This is a genomic window from Achromobacter sp. UBA2119 (genome assembly GCF_002331005.1).
In the GTDB taxonomy this organism is placed as follows: Bacteria; Pseudomonadota; Gammaproteobacteria; order Burkholderiales; family Burkholderiaceae_B; genus Achromobacter; species Achromobacter animicus.
Genome location: NZ_DCYD01000008.1, coordinates 53,312 through 76,921 on the forward strand (window position 1 = coordinate 53,312; position 23,610 = coordinate 76,921).

26 protein-coding genes are annotated in these 23,610 nt (G+C 63.6%); 8 read left to right on the forward strand and 18 right to left on the reverse strand.

The features are described from left to right. Window positions 1-13: 13 nt before the first annotated feature. From B3098_RS03975 to B3098_RS04010, 8 genes are all read right to left on the reverse strand, one after another. Window positions 14-1,393 (reverse strand): ABC transporter ATP-binding protein, encoded by a 1,380-nt coding sequence (locus tag B3098_RS03975; protein ID WP_286891883.1) that lies wholly within the window; start codon window positions 1,391-1,393, stop codon window positions 14-16. Then, entirely contained in the window at window positions 1,383-2,132 is a 750-nt protein-coding gene (locus B3098_RS03980) for an ABC transporter permease (RefSeq protein ID WP_286891885.1), read from the reverse strand. Before B3098_RS03980 ends, B3098_RS03975 begins: the two co-directional genes overlap by 11 nt. Before the next feature lie 107 nt (window positions 2,133-2,239). Continuing rightward, the gene (gene rfbC, locus B3098_RS03985; RefSeq protein ID WP_286891886.1) at window positions 2,240-2,788 is read right to left on the reverse strand and encodes a dTDP-4-dehydrorhamnose 3,5-epimerase; all 549 of its coding nucleotides are present in this window, start codon (window positions 2,786-2,788) and stop codon (window positions 2,240-2,242) included. Further along, a complete protein-coding gene (gene rfbA, locus B3098_RS03990; RefSeq protein WP_286891887.1) occupies window positions 2,788-3,669 on the reverse strand; it encodes a glucose-1-phosphate thymidylyltransferase RfbA in 882 nt (293 codons plus the stop codon). The genes rfbC and rfbA overlap by 1 nt, the downstream gene beginning before the upstream one ends. Next, window positions 3,666-4,562, reverse strand: a complete 897-nt coding sequence (rfbD, locus tag B3098_RS03995) for a dTDP-4-dehydrorhamnose reductase (protein ID WP_286891888.1) — start codon at window positions 4,560-4,562, stop codon at window positions 3,666-3,668. The genes rfbA and rfbD overlap by 4 nt, the downstream gene beginning before the upstream one ends. 7 nt (window positions 4,563-4,569) lie before the next feature. After that, complete coding sequence (locus B3098_RS04000) at window positions 4,570-5,493, reverse strand: glycosyltransferase family 2 protein (protein WP_286891889.1); 924 nt, start codon at window positions 5,491-5,493, stop codon at window positions 4,570-4,572. A gap of 106 nt (window positions 5,494-5,599) precedes the next feature. After that, window positions 5,600-6,661, reverse strand: a complete 1,062-nt coding sequence (gene rfbB, locus B3098_RS04005) for a dTDP-glucose 4,6-dehydratase (RefSeq protein WP_286891890.1) — start codon at window positions 6,659-6,661, stop codon at window positions 5,600-5,602. Window positions 6,662-6,852: 191 nt separating this feature from the next. Continuing rightward, window positions 6,853-7,410, reverse strand: a complete 558-nt coding sequence (locus B3098_RS04010; RefSeq protein ID WP_286891892.1) for a cob(I)yrinic acid a,c-diamide adenosyltransferase — start codon at window positions 7,408-7,410, stop codon at window positions 6,853-6,855. 204 nt (window positions 7,411-7,614) lie between these two features. On the opposite strand from B3098_RS04010, the gene B3098_RS04015 reads away from it, so the two are divergent. Then, entirely contained in the window at window positions 7,615-7,920 is a 306-nt protein-coding gene (locus B3098_RS04015; protein ID WP_175124908.1) for a copper-binding protein, read from the forward strand. 97 nt (window positions 7,921-8,017) lie between these two features. Here the strand turns inward: B3098_RS04015 and hslU are convergent, their stop codons facing one another. From hslU to B3098_RS04040, 5 genes are all read right to left on the reverse strand, one after another. After that, window positions 8,018-9,352 (reverse strand): ATP-dependent protease ATPase subunit HslU, encoded by a 1,335-nt coding sequence (gene hslU, locus B3098_RS04020; RefSeq protein ID WP_175124909.1) that lies wholly within the window; start codon window positions 9,350-9,352, stop codon window positions 8,018-8,020. 70 nt (window positions 9,353-9,422) lie between these two features. Then, window positions 9,423-9,962, reverse strand: a complete 540-nt coding sequence (gene hslV, locus B3098_RS04025; RefSeq protein ID WP_054430777.1) for an ATP-dependent protease subunit HslV — start codon at window positions 9,960-9,962, stop codon at window positions 9,423-9,425. A gap of 114 nt (window positions 9,963-10,076) precedes the next feature. Continuing rightward, on the reverse strand, window positions 10,077-10,541 hold the full coding sequence (dksA, locus tag B3098_RS04030) for an RNA polymerase-binding protein DksA (protein ID WP_056327244.1): 465 nt from the start codon (window positions 10,539-10,541) through the stop codon (window positions 10,077-10,079). 124 nt (window positions 10,542-10,665) lie between these two features. Beyond that, entirely contained in the window at window positions 10,666-11,793 is a 1,128-nt protein-coding gene (locus B3098_RS04035) for a CobW family GTP-binding protein (protein WP_279975711.1), read from the reverse strand. 426 nt (window positions 11,794-12,219) lie between these two features. Further along, window positions 12,220-12,723 (reverse strand): Fur family transcriptional regulator, encoded by a 504-nt coding sequence (locus B3098_RS04040; protein ID WP_056327248.1) that lies wholly within the window; start codon window positions 12,721-12,723, stop codon window positions 12,220-12,222. A gap of 201 nt (window positions 12,724-12,924) precedes the next feature. Between B3098_RS04040 and B3098_RS04045 the strand changes: the two genes are divergently transcribed. From B3098_RS04045 to B3098_RS04070, 6 genes are read left to right on the forward strand one after another with little or no spacing between them, the layout of a single operon-like run. After that, window positions 12,925-13,095, forward strand: a complete 171-nt coding sequence (locus tag B3098_RS04045; RefSeq protein WP_175124911.1) for a hypothetical protein — start codon at window positions 12,925-12,927, stop codon at window positions 13,093-13,095. After that, window positions 13,092-13,814, forward strand: a complete 723-nt coding sequence (locus B3098_RS04050; protein WP_286891904.1) for a metal ABC transporter ATP-binding protein — start codon at window positions 13,092-13,094, stop codon at window positions 13,812-13,814. Before B3098_RS04045 ends, B3098_RS04050 begins: the two co-directional genes overlap by 4 nt. Further along, a complete protein-coding gene (locus tag B3098_RS04055; RefSeq protein WP_286891906.1) occupies window positions 13,811-14,677 on the forward strand; it encodes a metal ABC transporter permease in 867 nt (288 codons plus the stop codon). The genes B3098_RS04050 and B3098_RS04055 overlap by 4 nt, the downstream gene beginning before the upstream one ends. 21 nt (window positions 14,678-14,698) lie before the next feature. Beyond that, window positions 14,699-15,733, forward strand: a complete 1,035-nt coding sequence (locus B3098_RS04060; RefSeq protein ID WP_286891908.1) for a metal ABC transporter substrate-binding protein — start codon at window positions 14,699-14,701, stop codon at window positions 15,731-15,733. Continuing rightward, the gene (locus B3098_RS04065) at window positions 15,694-16,377 is read left to right on the forward strand and encodes a DUF1007 family protein (protein WP_286891910.1); all 684 of its coding nucleotides are present in this window, start codon (window positions 15,694-15,696) and stop codon (window positions 16,375-16,377) included. The genes B3098_RS04060 and B3098_RS04065 overlap by 40 nt, the downstream gene beginning before the upstream one ends. Before the next feature lie 35 nt (window positions 16,378-16,412). After that, the gene (locus tag B3098_RS04070; RefSeq protein WP_286892172.1) at window positions 16,413-17,513 is read left to right on the forward strand and encodes a nickel/cobalt transporter; all 1,101 of its coding nucleotides are present in this window, start codon (window positions 16,413-16,415) and stop codon (window positions 17,511-17,513) included. A 61-nt stretch (window positions 17,514-17,574) separates the two neighbouring features. On the opposite strand, the gene xerC is transcribed toward B3098_RS04070, so the two are convergent. Genes xerC through B3098_RS04095 form a run of 5 tightly spaced genes read right to left on the reverse strand, consistent with a single transcriptional unit; the run spans window position 17,575 to window position 22,031 of the window. Next, complete coding sequence (xerC, locus tag B3098_RS04075; RefSeq protein ID WP_286891912.1) at window positions 17,575-18,582, reverse strand: tyrosine recombinase XerC; 1,008 nt, start codon at window positions 18,580-18,582, stop codon at window positions 17,575-17,577. A 28-nt stretch (window positions 18,583-18,610) separates the two neighbouring features. After that, complete coding sequence (locus B3098_RS04080) at window positions 18,611-19,288, reverse strand: DUF484 family protein (protein ID WP_175136852.1); 678 nt, start codon at window positions 19,286-19,288, stop codon at window positions 18,611-18,613. 4 nt (window positions 19,289-19,292) lie between these two features. After that, the gene (gene dapF / locus B3098_RS04085) at window positions 19,293-20,204 is read right to left on the reverse strand and encodes a diaminopimelate epimerase (protein WP_286891915.1); all 912 of its coding nucleotides are present in this window, start codon (window positions 20,202-20,204) and stop codon (window positions 19,293-19,295) included. 30 nt (window positions 20,205-20,234) lie between these two features. Beyond that, on the reverse strand, window positions 20,235-21,125 hold the full coding sequence (locus tag B3098_RS04090; RefSeq protein WP_286891917.1) for a lysophospholipid acyltransferase family protein: 891 nt from the start codon (window positions 21,123-21,125) through the stop codon (window positions 20,235-20,237). Window positions 21,126-21,164: 39 nt separating this feature from the next. Then, window positions 21,165-22,031 (reverse strand): lysophospholipid acyltransferase family protein, encoded by an 867-nt coding sequence (locus B3098_RS04095; protein WP_175124920.1) that lies wholly within the window; start codon window positions 22,029-22,031, stop codon window positions 21,165-21,167. Window positions 22,032-22,307: 276 nt separating this feature from the next. On the opposite strand from B3098_RS04095, the gene metK reads away from it, so the two are divergent. Beyond that, on the forward strand, window positions 22,308-23,471 hold the full coding sequence (gene metK, locus B3098_RS04100) for a methionine adenosyltransferase (RefSeq protein ID WP_286891919.1): 1,164 nt from the start codon (window positions 22,308-22,310) through the stop codon (window positions 23,469-23,471). The last annotated feature ends 139 nt before the right edge of the window (window positions 23,472-23,610 follow it).

Consider the following 23,610-nt stretch of genomic DNA (forward strand, 5'->3'; position numbering starts at 1 on the left):
TTCATTACCTGATTCAGAGTTTTTTTATTTCCGGGCGGCAAGAAAAGTCCACTACGCCGGTCATCGTGGACTCCCCGTCTGCTTGCACTCGGAACATTGCGACATCGACCAGCCGATGCAAATACGTTTCAGCGCCGTTAACTTCACCGGAGGTTCCTGCGTTGAGGAAATACACGCCTGGCGCAAGCCGGCAGTCGAACTTGAACTCGATCTGGTATTCCGAGCCTGTTTCGACATAGGGCAGGCTGGTCCGGGGCGAGTCTGCGGACACGCTGCCTCCGAGTTCGATGCCACTAGTGGTTTTTATCATCATGCCGAAACGCACGTTGCTAGCGCCGCGGTCAAACTTGACGTGGTACCGGTACAGATAAGAATTGCCGCGGACAATATTGTTCACGCGCCTGCCATCTAGGCTATAGATGCCTGGCTGGTCAATGACGGCGCCGTGCGATTCGAACGCTATCGTGCTGATCGGATGAAGGGCGGGATCATAACTTTCGTCGCTGGTAGAACCGTGCTGGACGGGCTCGGACACGGATGCGGCGGAATGGGATTCCTTGGCGCCTACGGATGAAATGTCACGCTGCTCTTTAATGGCGCTTCGCAGTTCCGTGCGCTTGTCGGCCGGTGCATATAGGAGCTTTTGGTAGCAGCTCACGATGTGCTTGGGCGAACCGACGGCCAGCTGTTCGCCACTATCAAGCAGGATTGCCCGGTCGCATAGTTCGACCACTGTGGCGCCGGAATGAGATACGAACAGAATCGTTGCGCCCCTTGCACGAATCTGTTCGATACGCGCAAAGCACTTGCGTTGGAAAAGCTCGTCACCCACCGATAACGCTTCATCAACAACAAGAATCTGCGGATCGGCATTGATTGCCACCGCGAAGGCCAGCCTGACCACCATCCCGCTGGAGTATGTCTTGATCGGCTGGTCGATGAAATCGTTGATGTCGGCAAACGCCGCAATCTCCTCGAAGCGAGCTTCGGTTTCCTCTTGGGTCAGCCCCAGAACCGCGGCATTCAGGAAGACGTTTTCGCGGCCGGTGAATTCGGGGTTGAAGCCGGACCCTAGTTCCAGCAACGCGGCGATTCGTCCGTTGGTCCGGACATCGCCGTGCGTGGGTGTCAGTGTGCCGCAAATGATCTGCAGCAGCGTGGATTTCCCGCTGCCATTTCGCCCCACAATACCAATGGTCTCGCCTTGCTTGACCGTCAACGATATGTCGCGCAGCGCCCAGAATTCACGAAAGTAGGCCGTACCGTCGCGTCGGGAGGCAGGTTTCAGGCGGGGGAAGAGGAATTGCTTCAGCCGATCGCCAGGCTTGTCGTAGATCTGATAGCACTTGCTCAAACCGTCAACCTGGATTGCAATATTTTCGTCAAAGGACATCAGCGAATCCTTTTCGGGTCTTTTGAAACCAGGCATACCCTGCCCAAGCAACCGCGATCGCGCCCAGCAGATAGACGCCCAAACCAAACCAATTGGGCAGGCGGCCCCAGATCACGACTTCGCGCATCTGTTCAATGATGAAGGTGAGCGGATTCGCCATCAGCCAGGGACGTATGCGTTCGGGGATCGCGGAGATGGGATAGAACACCGGCGACATGAACAGCAACACGGCTGTGATGATGCCGACGGTCTGGCCGACGTCCCGCAGGAACACTCCGAGCGATGCGAGGAACCATGCGAAGCCGAGCGTCAATACGATCAGCGGAAGCAGCACCACCGGCGCAAGTATGACTGTCCAGTGCAAGAAACCATTCAGGAGCAGGAACGCCCCGACCAGCACCGTCAGGCTTACCAAGGTATGAAACAGTGCTGCCCCCATGGTGATCACAGGAAGGATTTCCAGGGGGAACACCACTTTTTTAACGTAGTTGGTATTGCCAAGTATGAGCGTGGGCGCGCGGTTGACAACTTCGGCGAAGAGCGCGTGCACGAGCATGCCCGTGAATAGCACAAGCGCAAATTGACCCTTGTTTTCTTCGCCGCCCGTGCCCCACCGTGCCTTAAACACAACGGCGAAAACGAACGTGTAGACGGTCAGCATCACCACCGGGTTGAAAAAGGACCACGCCAGGCCCAGGGCGGAACCTCGATATCTTCCAATGACATCGCGCTTGCTCATCTGCAAGATGAGTTGGCGATGTCCCAGCAGGCTCCGAACCAACGATGTTAGAGAGACCGGCTTGGGAGCGTGGGGGTTCGCAGCCTGTTGGATGGGCGCGCCAGCAGTCATGCAAAACACTCCGCACGGGAAAATGGCTTGCCCTGTTCGTCCTTGAGCGAGAGGCGGGGCTCTATGCCATCGGGCCATTGAATCGCAAGTTGCGGATCATTCCAGATGATGGAGCGCTCGAGGGCGGGGGCGTAATAATCCGTGGTTTTGTACAGAAATTCGGCGGTTTCGCTCAGCACGAGAAAACCGTGGGCGAACCCGGGAGGAACCCAGAGTTGCCGATGATTGCTTTCGCTGAGCTCGACCCCGACCCATTTTCCAAACGTAGGCGAACTTTTTCGTATGTCGACGGCGACATCGAATACCGAGCCGCGTACAACTCGCACCAACTTACCCTGAGCCTTCGGGGCGAGCTGGTAGTGCAAGCCCCTGAGCACGCCTTGCGTACTCCGGCTGTGGTTGTCCTGAACGAAAGCCACGTCCAGGCCAGTGAGCTGGTTGAAGACCTCTTGGTTGAAGCTCTCCATGAAGAATCCGCGGTCATCGCCGAAGACCTTCGGTTCGAACAGCACGACTTCGGGAATAGTCAGGCGGGTAGCGTTCATCAGTAAACCTTTTCCACGAGCAGGCGCTGCAGATACTTGCCGTAATTATTCTTCGATAACGGTGCCGCCAGCGCTTCCAGCTGCGCAGCGGAAATCCATTGCCGGCGATACGCGATTTCCTCGGGGCAGGAGACTTTCAGTCCCTGCCGATTCTCGAGGGTTGAAATGAACTGGCTGGCTTCGAGCAAGGATTCGTGAGTGCCCGTATCAAGCCAGGCGTAGCCACGACCCATGATTTCGACGGCCAGCTCACCTTGTTCAAGGTACATCCGATTCACATCGGTGATCTCAAGTTCGCCCCGGGCCGAAGGTTTGATCTGTTTGGCAATGTCCACTACCTGCTGGTCGTAGAAGTAGAGGCCCGTCACCGCGTAGTTGGATTTAGGCTGTGCAGGCTTTTCTTCCAGGGACAGCACTTTCCCGTTCGAATCGAATTCGGCGACGCCGTAGCGCTCGGGATCGTGGACATGGTAGGCGAACACGCTGGCGCCGTTTTGACGCTGGTTTGCGTTGTCCAGCAGGTGCGCGAAATCGTGCCCATAGAAGATGTTGTCGCCCAACACTAGCGCGCTGGGATCATTGCCGATAAAGGATGAGCCAATGATGAACGCCTGGGCCAGACCGTCTGGCGACGGCTGCACCGCATATTGGAGGTTCAAGCCCCATTGTTCGCCCGAACCCAGCAGCTGATCAAAACGCGGCGTATCTTGTGGCGTTGAGATGATCAGGATGTCGCGTATTCCCGCCAGCATGAGCGTGCTGAGCGGGTAGTAGATCATCGGTTTGTCGTAGACGGGCAGCAGTTGCTTGCTGATCGCCAGTGTGGCCGGATGCAGCCGGGTACCGGAGCCACCGGCAAGAATGATGCCTTTGCGTTTCATGGGGATTGTTCCAATGACATAAGTTGATCCACCGTCCGGTCGACGTGCGCCCTCCATTCGGGCAACTGCAGCTTGAGCGCGCTGGTCAACGCTTGCGTGTTGAGCCGGGAGTTCCTGGGGCGTGCGGCAGGCAACGGGTAGTCCTGCGTGGAGATGGCGTGGATGGCGTCGGCGGTAGCGCGCAATGTTGCGCCTTGGTTCCGGGCGCGGGATACCACATGCTGCGCCAATCCGTGCCAAGTCGTTTCGCCCGACGCGGTAAGGTGATAGACACCGTCGTTCAGGGCGCCCCGCAGCCATCCGGCAATAGCGTGAGCGCTGACATCGGCGATCAGTTCCGCGGAGGTAGGTGCGCCATGCTGGTCCGCTACGATGTTCAAGGTGTCGCGTTCCCTGGCCAAGCGCAGGATAGTCTTGATGAAATTGCCTCCGTGCGCCGAGAAAACCCAACTCGTGCGCAGGATAAGGTTGCGGCATCCGCTCTCAAGAATTGCGAGTTCGCCGTCGCGCTTCGTGGCGCCGTAGACGCTTTGGGGGTTCGTCGCATCCTGAGTTTCGTAGGGGGTGGATTTTGTCCCGTCAAAGACGTAATCGGTCGAATAATGGAGTAGCAGGGCGTCCTGACGACGCGCATGCTGCGCCAACACTCCAACGGCGTCCGCATTGATGGTGCGCGCAGTAGCCTCGTCGGACTCGGCCTTGTCCACGGCCGTATAGGCCGCCGCATTGACAATGACGTCCGGTGATTGCGCCTCGAGCACGTTCTTGAGTTGACGAACATCCGAGAGGTCAGCGCCTTGCCGGTCGAGGGCCACGAGCTCGCCTAGTGGGAGCAGGGTGCGTTGCAGTTCATGGCCGACTTGTCCGTTCTTGCCGAGCAGAAGAATTTTCATAGGGGCATTAGATTCGATTGAATATCGCCGAAGCCAGGAGGCCGAGGTCGCCAAGACGAGTCTGATGATAGATGCCGGTGCGCACAATTCCTATGGTGCGCGGAACTAGGCTGCGTTGGCGGGCCGACCTGAAGCGTTCGTACAGGGCGCGGTTGGCTGGCGTCATCTTTGGCACGATGGGCTTCAAGGCGGCGATGTTCGCATCCACCCAATTTTTCAGGCGACCTTCGAAGAGCATCTTGATCCGCTGCAGCGTCGCGCGCAAGCCGGCATTGGAGCCGATAAGATTGGCTGCGTGCTGGCGATATCGCAATGACGGCTTTGTGTCGTAATGCACTTGCCCGCCGCAGGCGCTGACCACGATATACACCCACCAATCGTGCGCGATCACCTCAACTTCCGGACCGGCGGCCATCAGAAGCTGGCGGGCGGCATTGTTGAAGACCATGGTGTTGCCGCCGGCAACATTCTGCACGAGCGCGTTGGCGAATGCGGGTTTTCGGGTAAACCATCGGGAGCTCCCAATGAGGGCGCCTTGTTCGTCTATCAACTCGGTGCGGGTGCAATAAAGAGCAGGAATTTCAGGGGGCACGTTGGAGAGCCACTGCACCGCCCGAGCGAGTTTGTCGGCGTGCCACACGTCGTCCTGGTCGGAGAGCGCGTAGTAATCGGCCCCAATTTCCGGGCGGCAGATCAGCGACATGAAATTGGCGACGAAACCTTTGCGCGGGCCATCGCAAATCTTAAGCTTTTCTGCACTCCATTTCTCTTGGTACGCTGCAAGCAGCCGGCGCGTGCCGTCCTGAGAGCCATCGTCCGACGCCCACGCCTCCCATTGCGCATGGGTCTGCGCCTGGAAGGAATCGAGTTGTTCGTTCAGGTACTGCTCACCCTGGTACGTACAGAGAAGAATCGCGACGTTAGGGCTCATCAGGCCACTCATGCTGATATTTATGGCAGAACCGATCCTGGGCGTGCCGAAGAATCTGCGCTTCCTGCATATCTGATGATATGCGGACAGTCCGAATAGTTGCCCGCTATTCGCTGTACTGGGTCTTCACCCAGTCGCGGTATGCGCCGGAGGTAATATTGGAAACCCACGTCTGATTCTGCAGATACCAGACAACGGTCTTGCGTATGCCCGTTTCAAAGGTCTCGGACGGCTTCCATCCCAGTTCGCGTTCCAGGCGAGAGGCGTCGATGGCATATCGCTTGTCGTGGCCGGGGCGATCTTTAACGAAAGTGATCTGCGTGCTGTAGTTTTGTCCGTCAGCTCGTGGGCTGAGCTCGTCGAGCAACGAGCAGAGGGTGTGGACAACTTCCAGGTTGGTCTTCTCGTTCCATCCCCCTACATTGTAGGTTTCGCCTAACTGGCCATCAGCCAGAACCCGGCGTATCGCACTGCAGTGATCCTTGACATACAGCCAGTCTCGAATTTGCCGGCCGTCGCCGTAGATCGGCAATGGCTTGCCAGCAAGCGCATTATGGATGACGAGCGGGATCAGTTTCTCAGGGAAATGGTAAGGCCCATAGTTGTTCGAACAATTCGTCGTCAGGACGGGCAGGTCGTACGTATGGTGATAGGCCCGGACAAGATGATCGCTTGCGGCCTTGCTCGCGGAGTACGGGCTGTTGGGCTCATACCGATTCAACTCCGTGAATGCGGGGGCGGCGGCGTCGAGGGAACCATATACTTCGTCCGTTGAGACGTGCAGAAAACGAAACGCCTGCTTCGCATTTTCCGGGAGTTGGCCCCAATATGCGCGGACGGCCTCAAGCAGATTGAACGTGCCGACGATATTCGTCTGGATAAATTCGCCCGGCCCGAGAATTGAACGGTCGACATGCGATTCCGCCGCGAAATTCAAAATAGCCCTGGGTTGATGCACCGTCAGCAGCTTGGACATCAGCGCTGAATCGCCGATATCTCCGTGCACGAACACGTGATTTGAATTGTCTTTCAACGAGGCCAGGTTTTCGATGTTTCCGGCATAGGTCAATTTGTCCAGCGTGATCACTGTCTCATCGCTTTGAGCCAGCCAATCCAGGACGAAATTCGAGCCAATGAAACCGGCGCCACCAGTAACAATAATACTCATTATCTTTAAAGGCCTCGGGAGGGACGCGCGCCTACGCGGGTGCATAGATCAACCCACTATTATGCCGCAAAGCGTTCCGTCTCCAATTTACGAACAATTACGAAGTGTGGGGATGCCTCCTCGAAAGGCGCACGCAAGCCATAGCCGTATGTATCGAGGCGTCTTGTATGGATACGAGTGCAAGAGATGCATCAACCGGACCGCGAATGGCCACTCGTCCAGAAAGTGTCTGGCTGGCTGACTGCTTTGTTGATGTGCCGCGCCAGCACGAACATCAGATCCGAAACGCGGTTTAGGTACTGCCGCACCGGGGGGTTCACGCTCTCCGCACCCGCCAGCGCCACCACCGCACGCTCGGCACGCCGCGCCACCGTGCGCGCCATATGCGCCACCGCTGCCGGCCGCGAGCCGCCGGGCAGGATGAATTCACGCAGCGGCGGCAGGGCGGCGTTGTAGTGCGCCAGACGCGCGTCCAGTTGAGCAACTTGCTCCTGTGTCACCGCGACATGCCCGGGGATGCAAAGCTCCGCGCCCATGTCGAACAGGTCGTGCTGGATGGCGAGCAGGTCGGCCGCCACGTCTTCGGGCAGGGTTTCGGTGAGCAGCAGGCCGATGACGCTGTTCAATTCGTCCACATCGCCCAGGGCGGCGACGCGCGGGGCGTCCTTGGGGATTCGGGATCCGTCCCCAAGCCCGGTGGTGCCATCGTCGCCGGTGCGGGTGGCAATGACGGATAAGCGATTAGCCATGGCTTTTTTGATTCAGTGAGAAGAGTTGGAGGCTTGCTTCCGACGGTAAGCGCAGCCCGCAAGCAGAGCCGCCCCGCAAACAACCGTCAGGATTGTTGCGCACTGGCGGCGGAATGGTTGCATTCGCGCAGTATCCTAGCACTGTAAAAAGCGGCAGGAGCGCACTACGCGTCTGGCCGCTTGGATCGCATAGGGAGGTTACATATGGGTTTTAACCGCAAGTACGCAACGCCCATGGCCGTTGCCACCGCAATGGCTGTCGTGTCGCTGGCGACGCCAGTCGCTTTCGCGCAGCAGGCCGATGCCACGGGCGAGGTGCGGCGCGTGGACGCCGCGGCGGGCAAGGTCACGATCAAGCACGATGCCATCAAGGCGCTGGACCTGCCGGCAATGTCGCTGGTCTACCAGGCCGATCCGGCGTTGCTGGCCAATATCAAGGCGGGCGACAAGGTGCGGTTTACCGCTACGCGCAAAGACGGCAAGTACGTGGTGACGGCGATCACGAACTGACGCTGTCCCAAAGAAAAACCCCGCGGCAAAGCGTTGCGGCGGGGTTTTTTTCGTCTGCGGCGGGTCGCTGGCGCCCGGGTCGCTGGCGCCCGGGGCGTCAGAGCACGTAGCGGGCCAGGTCCTGGCTGCTGGCAGCTTCGGCCAGTTGCGAGTTGACGTAGGCGGCATCGATCTTGACGTGCTTGTCCTGGCTGGACGTAGCGTCAAAGGAAAGCTCGTCGAGCAGCTTTTCCATCACCGTGTACAGACGGCGGGCGCCGATGTTCTCGGTGGTTTCGTTGACCTCGAATGCCAGTTCCGCCAGGCGGCGCACGCCTTCGTCGGTGAATTCGAGTTCGACGTCCTCGGTCGCCATCAGCGCCGTGTACTGCTTGGTCAGCGACGCATCCGTGTCGGACAGAATGCGCACGAAGTCCTGGGCGGTGAGGGATTCGAGTTCGACGCGGATCGGGAAGCGGCCCTGCAGCTCGGGGATCAGGTCGGACGGACGCGACAGGTGGAAGGCGCCGGACGCGATGAACAGGATGTGGTCGGTGCGGACCATGCCGTAACGCGTGTTGACGGTGGTGCCTTCAACCAGCGGCAGCAGGTCGCGCTGCACGCCTTGGCGCGAGACATCCGCGCCGCCGGACTCCTGGCGGGCGGCGATTTTGTCGATTTCGTCCAGGAAGACGATGCCGTTCTGCTCGACGTTGTTGATCGCAACGCTGCGCAGGTCTTCTTCGTTGACGCGCTTGGCGGCTTCTTCGTCGACGATGAGCTTGAAGGCTTCGCGCACCTTCATTTTCTTGGGCTTTTTCTTGTCGCGCGCCATGCCCGCGAACATGCCGCGCAACTGCTCGGCCATTTCTTCCATGCCGGGGGGCGTCATGACGTCCATTTGCGGCACGGTCTGCGCGACTTCGATCTCGATTTCCAGATCGTCGATCAGGCCTTCGCGCAGGCGCTTGCGGAACGTCTGGCGGGCGCTGTTGTCCTCGCCGCGCTGGGGCTCACCCGAGGCGCCGCGGGGCGGCGGAACCAGCGCGTCCAGGATGCGGTCTTCGGCGGCGTCCTCGGCCTGGGTGCGCACACGGCGCATTTCCAGTTCGCGGGTCTGCTTGATGGAGTATTCGGTCAGGTCGCGGATGATGGTGTCCACGTCGCGGCCCACGTAGCCGACCTCGGTGAACTTGGTGGCTTCGATCTTGATGAACGGCGCGTTGGCCAGCTTGGCCAGGCGGCGGGCGATCTCGGTCTTGCCGACGCCGGTCGGGCCGATCATCAGAATGTTCTTGGGATGGATTTCGTGGCGCAGAGGTTCGGCGACCTGCTGGCGGCGCCAGCGGTTGCGCAGTGCCACCGCGACCGCGCGCTTGGCGCGGTTCTGGCCGACGATGTACTTGTCGAGTTCGGAGACGATCTCTCCGGGCGTCATGTTGGATGCGGACATGAGGGCGGATCCTTGAAGCTAGGGCGGGCTGGGAGGGCGCCGCGGCGCAGGTTGCGCCGCGCGGCAGGCGTCAGTCGCCCAGCGTTTCGATGACGTGGTTCTGGTTGGTGTAGATGCACAGGTCGCCGGCGATCTCGAGCGATTGCTTGACGATCGTCTCGGGCGGGAGGTCGGTGTTGCGCAGCAGGGCCAACGCGGCCGATTGCGCGTACGCGCCGCCGGAGCCGATGGCAGCCAGGCCGTGCTCGGGTTCCAGCACGTCGCCGTTGCCGGTGAGAACCAGCGTGTGTTCGGCGTCGGCCACGATCAGCATGGCTTCCAGGCGTCGCAGGACGCGGTCGGTACGCCAGTCGCGGGTCAGTTCGACCGCGGCGCGCATCAGGTTGCCCTGGTGCTTTTCGAGCTTGGCTTCGAAGCGTTCCTGCAGCGTGAACGCATCGGCGGTGGCGCCGGCGAAGCCAGCGAGAATCTTGTCGTGGTACAGGCGGCGGATCTTGCGGGCAGTGCCCTTGATGACGATGTTGCCCAGGGTGACCTGGCCATCGCCGCCCAGCGCGACGCGGTTGCCGCGGCGCACACACACGATGGTGGTGGCGTGAAATTGTTCCATGCGTTCCTTCCGTTGAAAGTTTTAGCTGGGGGCGGTCGCCGGGATATCAAGTAGAAAAAAGGCCATGCGGTTAACCGGCATGGCCTTTCAGGGACGGAGCGGAAGCGGGACGGATCAGTCGCCGTACAGCTTTTGACGCATTTCACGGCGTTCCTGCGCTTCGAGCGACAGGGTGGCCGTGGGGCGGGCGAGCAAACGGGGGATGCCGATGGGCTCGCCCGTTTCTTCACACCAGCCATATTCGCCGCTGTCGATGCGGGCGATGGATTGCTGCACCTTCTTGAGCAGCTTGCGCTCGCGGTCGCGGGTGCGCAGTTCCAGGGCGTGCTCTTCCTCGATGGTGGCGCGGTCGGCGGGATCCGGCACGAATTGCGTTTCACGCAGGTGCTCGGTGGTCTCGCCGGCGTTGGCCAGAATGTCCTGCTCGAGTTGTTTGAGCCGTTCCTTGAAGAACGCCAGTTGGCGGTCGTTCATGTAGTCCGACTCGGGCATGGCCAGCAATTCCTTTTCGCTGGGCAGATCAATCGCCGTATCGCTCGTCGACTTACTTGATTTTTTGGTTGCTGCCTTGGTAGCCATGTAAACACTCCACTATGAATCGATCCTGGCGCGGGCGTCCGTCCCGGTCCGTGTTACTTGTTGCCTACGCTATCCGTACCTCACAGTACTGCCTTCGTCGCATCGCGTCACGCAGGAATGGGGATTACCCCGCCAGGCACTGCTCCAAGCCCCGGGTAAAAATCTCCTGGGGCAGCTTACGTCCGATGAACACCATCTTGGTGGACGGTTTTTCGGCCGCGGTCCACGGCTTGCCGGGTTCGGCGCCCATCATCATGTGCACACCCTGGAACAACATGCGGCGGTTGATGCCCTTCATGTACAGGATGCCCTTGTAGCGCATCAGGTCGGGACCATAGACCTGCACGACGCCGCCCAGGAATTCCTCAAGGCGCGCGGGATCGAACGGCTTGTTGGAACGGAACACGAACGCGCCGATTTCGTCGTCGTGCTTGGGGTGGTGATGGTGGGCATGATTGCAGTGCGCGCCGCATTCGCCATCGTGGTCATGATCGTGATCGTGGTCATGGCCGTGGCCGTGATCATGGTCGTGATCGTGCCCGTGGGCATGGTTGTGCGCGGCGTCCGGATGCTCATCGGCCAGGAACTCCGGGTCGATGTCCAGAATGGAATTCAGATTGAAGCCGCTGATGTCGATGATGGACTTCAGGTCGACGTCGCCGAAGTTGACGGCGGTGATCGGTGCGCGCGGGTTCATGTGAACCAGACGGTGGCGCAGCGCTTCGTAGTCGACTTCGTTGACCAGGTCTTTCTTCGAGATCAGGATGCGGTCGGCGAAACCGACCTGCTTTTGGGCTTCGGGCTGTTCGTCGAGCGTGGACATGCCGTGCTTGGCATCGACCACGGTGACCACCGCGTCCAGGCGGTAGTACTCGGCGATGTCGTCATCCATGAAGAACGTCTGGCACACGGGGCCGGGGTTGGCCATGCCGGTGGTTTCGAGGATGACGCGTTCAAAAGAGAGTTCGCCGGCTTCGCGCTTGGCGCGCAGCTCGGACAGGGTACGCATCAGGTCGCCGCGCACCGTGCAGCAGACGCAACCGTTGGACAGCTCGATGATTTCTTCGTCGCTGTCCTGCACGAGCAGGTCGTTGTCGATGCTTTCGGGTCCGAACTCGTTTTCGATGACGGCGACGCGGCGGCCATGGAATTCGGTCAGGATGCGTTTGAGCAGGGTGGTCTTGCCCGCACCGAGGAAGCCGGTGAGGATGGTGACGGGAACCATTTTGTCCAAACTGCGCGGGGTGTTCATGGCGAAGCTGCTAGCGTGATGTCAGAGCGCGAAACACAGCGCCTGACGGGGTTTTCAGTCCCTGCCGATTGATGTCTGCCACAGGCTGCGAGAGCCACCGATAGCGGCCGGACGCAGGATTACAGCACAGTCGGGGGCAGGGGGCAAACCCCGGGCCAACCCGGGGGGCCGTGGCCGCCAGATGGCAGCCGATCGCCGTCAAGTATCGGGCGATACCTCTATTTTGGGGCGGTTTGCCCAGATTCAAGGGCGAGCCGGCGGCACGGGGGCGGGCGGGCTTGAAATGGTGCAGCCGATGGGGCGCATCCTAAGGATGAGATGCGGCTCGAAATGGGGCTCATCCAAGGATGAGAGATGCCCGGGATGAGGCCAATCCAAGGATGAGGCGCACCCAATGGATGAAACGCCTCAGGGGCGCCCGCCCAATCAATGGTGATGGTGGTGATGACCCGCGTCGGCCGGCTGGGTCTTCTGACACTGCGGGCACAGCGCGCGGATTTCGGTTTCATGCGTGGCCAGCGCATAGCCCGTCTGGGCAACGCGTTCGGCCAACTGACGGCTCATGGCCGGGTCGGAGACTTCAGCGACGGCGCCGCAACCGGTACAGACGACGAGCAGGTCATGCGGTGCGCCGCCGGCGTCGTGGCAGGCGCTCCAGGCATTGACGGCGTCCAGGCGGTGAATGAGGCCTTCGTCCATCAGGAAGTCCAGGGCACGGTACACCGTGGGCGGCGCAGCGCCCGGGTGGACGGCGCGCATGGCGTCCAGCAGCTCGTAGGCCTTGAGGCTGCGGCCATGGCGCAGCAACAGTTCGAGGACCTTGCGGCGGATGGGGGTCAGGCGGCGTCCGCGCTGCGCGCACAGCGTTTCGGCGACGCTGAGCTGAGCGCCAACGCTGTCGTTGCGGGGTGGACGGGACGGAGCGGACATGGCGGGCTTTATCTGAAGGGAAGCGCGCGCGACGCGCGCGCGAGATGCCTGGAAGGTAGCAGAAAACCCCGGCGTGCGGGAACCGGCTCTGAAGCCGTCATGGTTTAGTTATGATATAACATAATAAAACTGCCGCTGCTTCGTATGTTGTTGCTGCGGTTGCCGCTTTCCCGTCGTCGCCGAATTCCGTTGTTGCCTGCCATGTCCCATTTCTCGCTCCTGCCCCCGCGGCCCGGCGCCGCGCCCGGCCGGGGCACGCCGCCCCGTTCCGCGTTTCTCGTTTCCGCCTGGCGCCGCATGGCTTACGCCCTGATGGCCGGCATCGCGCTGTGGGCGTTGACCGGCTGGGCGCTGGACTGGTGGCCGCGATGAACGCGGCGCCCATCACGGTCGAGCTGGTCGACGCATCGTTCGGCTGGCATGGGCGCGCGGCGTTGCGCGCGGTCTCGGGCAACTTCGCGCCCGGCGGCATGACGGCCGTGGTCGGACCCAACGGCGCGGGCAAGTCGACGCTCATCAAGGGCATCATGGGCGTGCTGCGACCCATGACCGGCAGCGTGCGCATCCAGGGCGCCGGACGATCGGCGTTGGCGTGGCTGCCGCAGGCGGCGGAACTGGACCGCTCGTTTCCGACGACAGTGCTGGACCTGGCGGCCATGGGGGCGTGGCGCCGGGTCGGCGCCTGGCGCGCGTTCAGCAACGACGAGTTGGACCGGTGCATGCACGCACTGGAAACCGTGGGTCTGGCTGATTGCGCGGGCCGCGGCGTGGAGACGCTGTCGGGCGGGCAGATGCAGCGCGCCCTGTTTGCACGGATGCTGGTGCAGGATGCGCCGGTGCTGTTGCTGGACGAACCCTTTGCGGCCGTGGACAGCCACACCGCCGAGGAACTGATGGCGCTGTTGTGCGGCCTGCATGGACAGGGCCGTACCGTGATCGCGGTGCTGCACGACCTGGACCTGGTGCGCGATCACTTTCCGGAAAGCCTGCTGTTGTCCGGTTCAGTGGTGGCCTGGGGCGACACCACCGCCACGTTGAGCGAGGCGCATCTGAAGACGGCGCGCCAACGCCACGCGGGTGCTTGGGCATGACGCTCGTGGATTGGGTGGTATCGCCGTTCCTCGACTACGGCTTCATGCGGCGCGCGCTTGCGGGTGCTTGCGCGCTGTCGCTGGGCGCCGCGCCCTTGGGTGTCTTTCTGGTGTTGCGGCGCATGAGCCTGATGGGCGATGCGATGTCGCACGCCATCCTTCCGGGTGTGGCGGTGGGCTTTCTGATGGCCGGCCTGTCGCTCGGCGCGATGACGCTGGGCGGCATTGCGACTGGACTGGCCGTGGCATTGCTGGCGGGGCTGGTGGCCCGGCTGACGCCGCTGCGCGAGGACGCGAGCTTTGCCGCCTTCTACCTGATATCGCTGGGGCTGGGCGTGCTGCTGGTGTCCCTGCGCGGCTCCAACATGGACCTGCTGCACGTGCTGTTCGGCACGGTGCTGGGCCTGGACGACGCGGCGTTGCTGCTTGTGACCGCCACGGCCAGCGTGACCTTGCTTGTGCTGGCGGCCATCTACCGGCTGCTGGTTGCCGAATGCCTGGACCCGGGATTCCTGCGCGCCAGCGGCGGCATGGGCGGCGTGGTGCACATGGGCTTTCTGGTGCTGGTCGTGGTGAATCTGGTGGCGGGCTTTCAGGTGCTGGGCACGCTGATGGTGGTGGGCATCATGATGCTGCCGGCCGCCGCGGCGCGGTTCTGGGTGCGCAGCGCGGCCCGTCAGATTCCCCTGTCGGCGGCAATCGGCGTGGCGTCTTCGGTGGCCGGGCTGCTGGTCTCCTATCACTTCGACGTGCCGGCTTCGCCCGCGATCATCCTGGCGGCCGGCGCCTGCTATCTGTTTTCCATCGTGGGCGGCCCGCAAGGCGGGCTGCTGCGGGCAACGCGCCGCGTGCGCCCTGCCTGAGACTTCATAAGGAGATTGACCATGCGTTCGATTCTGCCGGCGCGCCGCCGCGCACTGCTGGCCATGGCGGGCGTCTGCCTGTCGGCCATGTTGGGAACCGCGCAGGCGGCCGAGCCGCTGAAAGTGGTGGCCAGCTTTTCCATCCTGGGCGACATCGTGCGGGAAATTGGCGGCGCCGACATCAGCCTGACGACGCTGGTCGGGCCTGACGGTGATGCGCACGGTTACGAACCCACGCCGGGCGATGCGAAAAAGCTTGCGGATGCGCGCGTGCTGGTGGTGAACGGCCTGGACTTCGAGACCTGGCTGTCCAAGCTGACGAAGGCGTCCGGGTTCGCCGGACAGACGGTGACGGCGTCCAAGGGCGTGACGCCGCGCAAGTTCGCGGGGCATGGCGATGGGCACGCGCACGGGGCTGATCACGATCATGATCACAAGGACGGTCACGACCACAAGCACGGCGATGACCACGATCACGACCATGACCATGACCACGACCACAAGCCCGGCCATCACCATAACCATGGCGACGCCGACCCGCATGCCTGGCAGAGCCTGGCGAACGGCGTGATCTACGCGCGCAACGTGGCCGACGGCCTGGCCGCCGCAGATCCCGCGCACGCGCAGGCGTATCGCCAACGCGCCGACGCATACGTCGCCAAGCTGCAGGCGCTGGACGCCAGCGTGCGCAAGACCTTTGGCGCCATCGGCGCCGATCGCCGCAAGGTTGTCACCTCGCATGATGCGTTCGGCTATTTCGGCGACGCGTATGGCGTGACGTTCATCCCCGCAATGGGGGTGTCGACCGACGCCGAGCCGTCGGCGCGCGAGGTGGCCGCGATCATCGAACAGGTGCGGCGCGACAAGGTGCCCGCGGTGTTCGTCGAGAACATCAGCAGTCCCAAGCTGGTCCAGCAGATCGCGCGCGAGACCGGCGCAAAGGTGGGTGGTACGCTCTACTCCGATGCCCTGTCCAAGCCTGGACAGCCGGGCGCCACCTACCTGGAAATGTTTGAATGGAACGCACGCCAGCTTGCCGCGGCCTTGCAACCCTGAGCGCCGTGGCGGCGCTGCTGGCGGCGGGCGCCGCCAGCGCGCACCCGCACATGTGGATCGATGCGCGCGCGCAGATCGACGTCGATGCCGAACAGCGCATCACCGCCGTGCGGCAGGTGTGGCTGTTCGACGAAATGTTCGGCGCCTACGCGACGCAGGGGCTGAAAAAGGCCAAGGACGGGACGCTTCCCGCCGACACCCTGAAAGGCATGGCGCAAGATTGGATGAAGGCGCTGGGCGAGCCGATCTCGCATTACTTCACGCGCGTCACCGTTGACGGCAAGACCGCTGCATTCGCCGCACCTCGCGACGCCCGCGTCGACTGGAACCCCAAGACCACACGGCTGACGCTGTCCTTCACGCTGCCGCTGGCCGAGCCCGTCGCGCCGGGCGCGGGCGGCGCGCAAGTGGACATCTACGACCCCACCTATTTCGTGGCCTACGCATTTGAAGAGAAGGGGGCGGTGTCGCTCGGCGGTCCGCAAGGCGCGGCCTGCAAGGCCGACTACCGCAAGCCCAAGGAACTGGATTGGAAAACCATGCAGGAACTGGCCGCGATCCCGGCCGACCCGGACGCCTTGCCCGACGAACTGTTCGCCATTACCAAGGGACTCACGCACCGCATCGAGGTGCGGTGCCCGTGAGCCGCTGCGCGCGCGCGCTGGCGATCGTCCTGCTGATGCTCGGTGGGCTGTCGATTGCGGCCGCGCAAGGCACGCATCCCTTTGGCGTGCCGGAAAGCGGGAGCGGCCTTGCCGGTCCCGGCTGGCTGTCCAGTTTTTTTGGCAGCGTGTCTGTCTGGCAGTCGCATTTCTACCGGCAACTGACGGGCGCTGTCCGTGCCTGGCAGGCGGACGGCGGCGCAGCGTGGGCCCTGGTCGGCCTGTCGTTCGCCTACGGCGTCTTTCATGCGCTGGGACCGGGTCACGGCAAAGCGGTGATTTCGTCGTACGTCCTGGCCAACCGCCAGACGGCGCGCAACGGTGCGCTGCTGGCCTTGGCGTCTTCACTGATCCAGGCGCTGGTGGCGATCGTGATGGTGGCGGTGCTGGCGTTGATCTTCAACGCGACGGCGGCGACGATGAACGAAGCGACACGCTGGCTGGAGCTGGCGTCGTATGCGTTGGTGACGCTGTTGGGCGTGTGGCTGGTGTGGGTCAAGGCGGTGAGGCCGTTGCTGCGGCGGACTGGGGCGCGTGACGATGCAGATACGCCGGTGCAGGCGCACGAACACGCGCACAAGCACACGCACGAACATGCGCACGGGCATGAGCACGTGTACGAGCACGTACACGAGCACCGGCATGATCACGAACACGCGCACAAGCATGCGCACGGCAATCCGCAGGTTCAGGTCCAAGCGCATCACCACGATCACAATCATCATCATGACCACGACTGCGGTTGCGGACACGCGCACGTACCCGCGCCGGAACAGGTTGCCGGTCCGATGAACTGGCGCCGCGCGTGGTCGGCGATTTTCGCGGTGGGCCTGCGGCCCTGCAGCGGCGCGTTGATCGTGCTGGTGTTCGCGTTGTCGCAGAATTTCTTTCTTGCCGGCGTCGCATCGGCGCTGGCGATGGGTTTGGGCACGGGGCTGACCGTGGCGGCATTGGCTTGCCTGGCTGTTGCGGCCGGGAGCGCCGCGACGCGTCTGGGCGGCCGCCTGTCCGGCGCTGGCGCGGCGCGGCTGCGCTATGCGATCGAGGCGCTGGCCGCAATGGCGGTGTTGTTGCTGGGCGTGATGCTGCTGGGCGGCATGTTGGCCGCGGGCGGGTAGCGGATACCCGCGTGCGGGCCGGGCGTTTGATCAGGCTGCACGGGCGCCCCGCCAAAAAAGGTCAGGACTTGCGCCCGGCGCGCGGATGGGCCTGGTCGTAGGCCTTGGCCAGATGCTGGAAATCCAGCCGCGTGTAGATCTGCGTGGTCGAGATATTGGCGTGGCCCAGCATCTCCTGCACGGCGCGCAGGTCTTGCGCGGATTGCAGAACGTGGCTGGCGAAACTGTGGCGCAGCACGTGGGGATGCACATGCGTGGGCACCCCGGCCGTCTGCGCGATGCGCGCAAGCTGCAACTGCACCACGCGCGGCGAAATGCGGCGTCCGCGCGCGCCCAGGAAGAGCGCAGCTGCATCTGCGGGGGGCGGCGCGGGCAGCGCAAGTTGCGGTCGCACTTCGATCCACTTGCGCAGCGCGGTCAGGGCCTGTTGGCCGACCGGCACCGAGCGGCGCTTGCCGCCCTTGCCCAGCACCACGACCTCGGCATCATCCAGATTCAGCCAGCCGCGCGACTCGTAATCGGCCGCGCGCTCGTAGCGCAGGTCCAATCCCACCAGTTCCGACAGCCGCAACCCGCTGGAATACAGCAGCTCGAACATGGCCTGGTCGCGCAGTGCGGCGGGTTCGGTCGCCACCTGGGCGGGTGCGCTATCCAGCAGGGCCTGGGTCTGCTCGACAGACAAGGCCTTGGGCAGGCCGCGCGGCGCCTTGGGGGCGCGCACGCCTGTGACGGGATTGCCGGCCAGTTCGGCGGCCGGCGCCCACCATTGATAGAAACCGCGCCACGCCGCCAACGTGCGGGCCAGGCTGCGCGGGCCGCGGCCCTGCGCGTGCAGGCGCGCCACGAATTGGCGGATGTGGCCGTTGCTGAGTTTGTCGAGCGGCAGGCCGGCCTTGTCGGCCAGTTCGCGCAGGAATTGCAGTTCGCGGCGGTAGCCGTCCAGCGTATGGGGCGAGTACCGGCGATTGGTCTCCAGATGGCGCAGCCAGGCGCACATCGGATCCGGAAGGACAGGCGGATTGGAGACTGCCTCGGCTTTTTGCTCCGCTTTCTGCTCGGCGTTCTGCATCGCGTTGTCCTTGTCCGCCCCGGAAGCCTTACGCCTTGGGCGAGGCCGGATTCAGCCGGTGCAACGCGGCCGATGCAAGCTGGCCGACGGATTCCAGGAACGTCGTGCCCATTTCAGGGGTGAAGCGTTCCGGGTCGTCTGAACCGAGCACCAGCAGGCCCACGGCCGCGCCGTCGGCTTCAAGGCGCAAGGGAACCAGCGCCAGCGACTTGGGCTTGGCGTCCAGCCACGCCACCGCTTCGAAGGCGGTGTCGGCGCCGACATACGGCGTTTTCAGGCTGTCGGTGAAGGTGCGCACGTCATCGGATACGGGCTCGCCGTAGCCGTGATCGGGCAGGTCAGACAGGTTCCACAGGCGCAGCGCCACGTGGTTCAGTTCGAATTGTTCGGCCAGGCCCAGCGCGATTTCGCCGGGCACCAGCTGAGGATCGCATTCGGACAGCAGGCGGCAGCACCACTTGGCCACGTGCGAACCGATGGTCTCGTTGGCGGTGGCGTTGCGGACCAGTTCGTTCAGGCGCCATTCGAGTTCGCGGGTGCGCTCGCGCAGCGTGAGGATCTGGCGTTCGCCCAGCGAGATGGCGCGCGAACCGTGCGGATGCGGCACCTGCAGGGTGGCGAAGACTTCGGCGTGTTCGTCGAAGAAGCCGGGGTTCTCTTGCAGGAAGGTTGCGATGTCCTGGGCGGTGAAAGCGGTATCGGTCATAGAGTTATCGGTTCAGCGCCATGGAAAAGACGAGCTTGTCGATGTCGACCTGGCCCGTGAAGACGGATTCGGCCGGGCCGGTCATGCGGAGTTGTTCGCCGTTCCAGGCGACGGTCAGCACGCCGCCGAGCGCTTGTACGCGCACAGGCGAATCGAGCAGGCCGCGGCGGATGCCGGCCGCGACGGCGGCGCAGGCGCCCGTGCCGCAGGCCAGCGTTTCGCCGACACCGCGCTCGAAGACGCGCAGGCGGATGTTGTTGCGGTCGACAACCTGCATGAAGCCGGCGTTGACGCGGCGCGCAAAGCGCGGATGGGTTTCGATCAGCGGACCCAGCACGGCGACGGGCGCGGTGTCGACGTTGTCGACGACCTGCACGGCGTGCGGGTTGCTGATGGCGACGGCGGACAGAGTGACCGTGCGGGGAAATCCGGCGGGGGCGTCGAGGTCCAGTTCCCAGAGGGTGTCCTGGCCCTGCGTGACGGAAGGCAGGCCGGTAGTGTCGAAGGGCAGCGCGGCCGGATCAAAGCGGGTGCTGCCCATTTCCACTGTGACCTGCTCGTCGTCGCCTTCGTCCAGGACGAGGATGCCGGTGGCGATCTCGGCGCGAAGCGGATTGCGGTCGGACAGGCCTTGCTCGTGCACGAAGCGCACGAAGCAGCGGGCGCCATTGCCGCAGTGTTCGACCTCGGATCCGTCGGAATTGAAAATGCGGTAGCGGAAGTCGGCGTCCGGCCGCGTGGCGCGTTCGACCAGCAGGATCTGGTCGGCGCCGACGCCGAAGTGGCGGTCGCCGAGGGCGCGCGCGCGTTCGGGCGTCATCTCGATGGTCTGGCGGACCCCGTCGAGCACAACGAAATCGTTGCCCGCGCCGTGCATTTTGGTGAAGTTCCAGTTCATCTGCGGATTATCCCCCATTCTCGCGGTGCGGCGAGTGCGCGCCGCGGTTCAGTACAGCTTGGCTTCGCCTTCGGGGCGTGTCTTGAAGCGGCGGTGCACCCAGTAATACTGGCTGGGGCAGCGGCGCACCCAGGTTTCGAGTTCGCGGTTCAGGCGGGCGGTGGCCGCTTCCAGCGTGTCGTCGCCCGGAAAGTCTTCGAGTGGCGGGAGCACGTCGACGTGGTATTTGCCGGTGTCAGGATTCCAGAATCCCACGATCGGCAGCACGGCGGCGTTCCATTTCTGGGCGAGCTGGGCTGTCGCGACCAGCGTGGCGGCCGGCACGCCGAAGAACGGCACGAAGACCGAGCCCTGGCGGCCGAAGTCCATGTCGGGCAGGTAGTAAACCGGGCGCGGGGCGCGCAGGTGCCGGATCAGGTCGCGCACGCCATCCTTGCGGCTGACCAGGAAGACTTCGTTGAAGCGCGCCCGCCCGGCGGCCACGACGGCGTCGATATGCGGGTCGCTTTGCGGCGTGTACATGGTGGCCGCGCTGGGCACTTCCATGGTCAGGCGGGTGGCGGCGGCGTCCAGCGCGATGAAATGGGGCGCAAGCAGGATGACCGAGCGGCCCTCGGCCGTCAGCGCGTTGATGCGGTCGGCGCCGGTCTGCGTGACCATCTCTTTGATGGCCTCGGGCGTGCCGTACCACAGCACGCCGCGGTCGACGATGGATTGCGCCAGCGCGCGGAAGTGATCGGCCACCCACTGTTCACGCACGGCCTCGGGCTGGTCGGGAAAGCTCAGTTCCAGGTTGCGGCGGACGATGCGCGCGCGCGACTTGGCCAGCCGCGGCGCCAGCCAGCCCAACACCGCGCCGATGCGCAGGCGCGTCGACGGCTTGATGCGGCCGAACCATTTCAGCAGGGTAACCAGCGTGCGCGTTTTTCTATCGTTCATGGATGTGGATGGAGACCGGACGGCGGGATGAGCCAGGGTTCAAGCGGTCGGGGGCGCCGGTTCAGCGTCGGGCGCCGGGGTGGCGCCGCGCGGAGTCTTGTAGCGGTTGTAGCTCCAGAGGTACTGGTCGGGGCAGCGGCGGATCAGCGTTTCCATCGCGGCGTTGATGAGGGCGGCCTGGGCCTCGGGCTCGGCGGGCAGCGGCTCGGGCACGCGCACGTAGTGGATGCGCCAGCCTCGGCCCTTGGGCAGGCGTTCGCCGGCCGTAAGGATGATGGGGACGTTGGTCTGCGATGCAAGCTTGCCGGGCAGCGTCATGGTGTAGGCCAGGCGCCCGAAGAACGGCACCCACACGCCGTCGCCCACGCTGGGCGCCTGGTCGGGCAGCATGCCGACGGATTCGCCGCGGCGCAGCGCGCGCACGAACTCCCGCACACCCTGCATGTTGGCGGGCACCGCATTGACGGCCGAGCTGTTGCGCGCCGTTTCCAGCAAGGGCGCCAGCGCTTCCTTGCGCGGGGGGCGGAACATCACCGTCATGGGCATCTGGCGGGCGAGGTAGCGCGCGGTGATCTCAAAGCAGCCCAGGTGCGGCGTCAGAAACAGGATGCCGCGGTTCTCGGCGCGGGCGGCGGCGACCACGTCGTCATCGTCGGAGACCACCTGCGCCAGGCTCTCCTGGTTGCGGAACCAGACGCGGGGATTCTCGAGAATCATCGCGCCGGCTTCAGCCGCCGCGCGCCGGGCGAACGCCGCGCCGGGGTAGCCCGCCTGCGCCGCATTGGCCTGCAGGCGCCGCCGGTACTTGCCCGGCAAGGCGTAGATGGCGCGTCCCGCGAACCGTCCGATCGCATGCGCGACGGGGAGCGGCAGGGCGGCAAAAAGTCGGAACAGAGGCAGCAACATGCGTCAAAAGGTTGAAATCGGGCAGGGTATTACTGCTGATCGAGGCATATGGATACACCCCGGCAACAAGCATAAGAACGGCATTTTCGCTTAAAATGCGCCCAGTCGCCGAGTTAACCGACAACTTGCGGGGCGACGGCAAGGGTACTCGCGCTTCGCGCAGCCTGCGCCAAATCCGCTAAAGCGTCGCGCCCAGTTGGCATTGCATTGCAGACCGGGGTGCAACGCGCCTCGAGAACCTATGCGCCGGCAAGACCGGACACTAAGGACGCATCTGTGGCCAACAACGATTTTCTCTTCACTTCCGAATCCGTCTCCGAAGGGCACCCCGACAAGGTCGCCGATCAGATCTCCGATTCGATCCTCGACGCCATCTTCACGCAAGACCCGAACGCGCGTGTCGCAGCCGAAACGCTGTGCAACACCGGTCTCGTCGTGCTGGCTGGCGAAATCACCACCACCGCCAACGTCGATTACATCCAGGTCGCGCGCGACACGATCCGCCGCATCGGCTACGACAACACCGAATACGGCATCGACTACAAGGGTTGCGCGGTGCTCGTCGCCTACGACAAGCAGTCGCCCGACATCGCGCAGGGCGTGGACCGCAGCTCGGAAGACTACCTGAACCAGGGCGCCGGCGACCAAGGCCTGATGTTCGGCTACGCCTGCGACGAAACCCCCGACCTGATGCCTGCCCCGATCTGGTACGCGCACCGCCTGGTGCAGCGCCAGAGCGAATTGCGCAAGGACGGCCGCCTGGGCTGGCTGCGTCCGGACGCCAAGTCGCAGGTCACGTTCCGCTACGTCGACGGCCGTCCCGCCGAAGTCGACACCGTGGTGCTGTCGACCCAGCACGCGCCGGATGTCTCGCAAGAGACCATCCGCGAAGCGGTCATCGAAGACATCATCAAGCCCAGCTTCCCTGAAGGCCTGATCACGCCCAAGACCAAGTTCCTGGTCAACCCGACCGGCCGCTTCGTCATCGGCGGCCCGCAAGGCGATTGCGGCCTGACCGGCCGCAAGATCATCGTCGACACCTACGGCGGCGCTTGCCCGCACGGCGGCGGCGCGTTCTCGGGCAAGGATCCGTCCAAGGTCGACCGTTCGGCCGCCTACGCCGCCCGTTACGTGGCCAAGAACATCGTGGCCGCCGGTCTGGCGCGCCAGTGCCAGGTGCAGGTCAGCTACGCCATCGGCGTGGCCGAACCCATCAACATCACCGTCTACACGGAAGGCACCGGCGTCATCCCCGACGACCAGATCGCCAAGCTGGTGCGCGAGCACTTCGACCTGCGTCCGAAGGGCATCGTGAACATGCTGGACCTGCTGCGCCCGATCTACACCAAGACCGCCGCCTACGGCCACTTCGGCCGCTCCGAGCCCGAGTTCTCGTGGGAAGCCACGGACAAGGTCCAGGAACTGAAGAAGTCCGCCTGACGCGATCGAAGATCTGCGTTGCAGATAACGAAAAGCGCCCGATCGGGCGCTTTTTTTTGGAGCCGCCGCTGGACGGCGTTCTTGTTTTGTGCCGCCGATGAACGGCGTTCTTGATTCACGGGCGCGCCGGCCGGGCCGG

Excerpts from the sequence above, each read along its gene's own strand:
- B3098_RS03975 (WP_286891883.1), bottom strand. The coding sequence starts at position 1,393 with ATGTCCTTTGACGAAAATATTGCAATCCAGGTTGACGGTTTGAGCAAG.
- B3098_RS03980 (WP_286891885.1), bottom strand. The coding sequence starts at position 2,132 with ATGAGCAAGCGCGATGTCATTGGAAGATATCGAGGTTCCGCCCTGGGC.
- rfbC (WP_286891886.1), bottom strand. The coding sequence starts at position 2,788 with ATGAACGCTACCCGCCTGACTATTCCCGAAGTCGTGCTGTTCGAACCG.
- rfbA (WP_286891887.1), bottom strand. The coding sequence starts at position 3,669 with ATGAAACGCAAAGGCATCATTCTTGCCGGTGGCTCCGGTACCCGGCTG.
- rfbD (WP_286891888.1), bottom strand. The coding sequence starts at position 4,562 with ATGAAAATTCTTCTGCTCGGCAAGAACGGACAAGTCGGCCATGAACTG.
- B3098_RS04000 (WP_286891889.1), bottom strand. The coding sequence starts at position 5,493 with ATGAGCCCTAACGTCGCGATTCTTCTCTGTACGTACCAGGGTGAGCAG.
- rfbB (WP_286891890.1), bottom strand. The coding sequence starts at position 6,661 with ATGAGTATTATTGTTACTGGTGGCGCCGGTTTCATTGGCTCGAATTTC.
- B3098_RS04010 (WP_286891892.1), bottom strand. The coding sequence starts at position 7,410 with ATGGCTAATCGCTTATCCGTCATTGCCACCCGCACCGGCGACGATGGC.
- B3098_RS04015 (WP_175124908.1), top strand. The coding sequence starts at position 7,615 with ATGGGTTTTAACCGCAAGTACGCAACGCCCATGGCCGTTGCCACCGCA.
- hslU (WP_175124909.1), bottom strand. The coding sequence starts at position 9,352 with ATGTCCGCATCCAACATGACGCCCGGAGAGATCGTCTCCGAACTCGAC.
- hslV (WP_054430777.1), bottom strand. The coding sequence starts at position 9,962 with ATGGAACAATTTCACGCCACCACCATCGTGTGTGTGCGCCGCGGCAAC.
- dksA (WP_056327244.1), bottom strand. The coding sequence starts at position 10,541 with ATGGCTACCAAGGCAGCAACCAAAAAATCAAGTAAGTCGACGAGCGAT.
- B3098_RS04035 (WP_279975711.1), bottom strand. The coding sequence starts at position 11,793 with ATGAACACCCCGCGCAGTTTGGACAAAATGGTTCCCGTCACCATCCTC.
- B3098_RS04040 (WP_056327248.1), bottom strand. The coding sequence starts at position 12,723 with ATGTCCGCTCCGTCCCGTCCACCCCGCAACGACAGCGTTGGCGCTCAG.
- B3098_RS04045 (WP_175124911.1), top strand. The coding sequence starts at position 12,925 with ATGTCCCATTTCTCGCTCCTGCCCCCGCGGCCCGGCGCCGCGCCCGGC.
- B3098_RS04050 (WP_286891904.1), top strand. The coding sequence starts at position 13,092 with ATGAACGCGGCGCCCATCACGGTCGAGCTGGTCGACGCATCGTTCGGC.
- B3098_RS04055 (WP_286891906.1), top strand. The coding sequence starts at position 13,811 with ATGACGCTCGTGGATTGGGTGGTATCGCCGTTCCTCGACTACGGCTTC.
- B3098_RS04060 (WP_286891908.1), top strand. The coding sequence starts at position 14,699 with ATGCGTTCGATTCTGCCGGCGCGCCGCCGCGCACTGCTGGCCATGGCG.
- B3098_RS04065 (WP_286891910.1), top strand. The coding sequence starts at position 15,694 with ATGGAACGCACGCCAGCTTGCCGCGGCCTTGCAACCCTGAGCGCCGTG.
- B3098_RS04070 (WP_286892172.1), top strand. The coding sequence starts at position 16,413 with ATGCTCGGTGGGCTGTCGATTGCGGCCGCGCAAGGCACGCATCCCTTT.
- xerC (WP_286891912.1), bottom strand. The coding sequence starts at position 18,582 with ATGCAGAACGCCGAGCAGAAAGCGGAGCAAAAAGCCGAGGCAGTCTCC.
- B3098_RS04080 (WP_175136852.1), bottom strand. The coding sequence starts at position 19,288 with ATGACCGATACCGCTTTCACCGCCCAGGACATCGCAACCTTCCTGCAA.
- dapF (WP_286891915.1), bottom strand. The coding sequence starts at position 20,204 with ATGGGGGATAATCCGCAGATGAACTGGAACTTCACCAAAATGCACGGC.
- B3098_RS04090 (WP_286891917.1), bottom strand. The coding sequence starts at position 21,125 with ATGAACGATAGAAAAACGCGCACGCTGGTTACCCTGCTGAAATGGTTC.
- B3098_RS04095 (WP_175124920.1), bottom strand. The coding sequence starts at position 22,031 with ATGTTGCTGCCTCTGTTCCGACTTTTTGCCGCCCTGCCGCTCCCCGTC.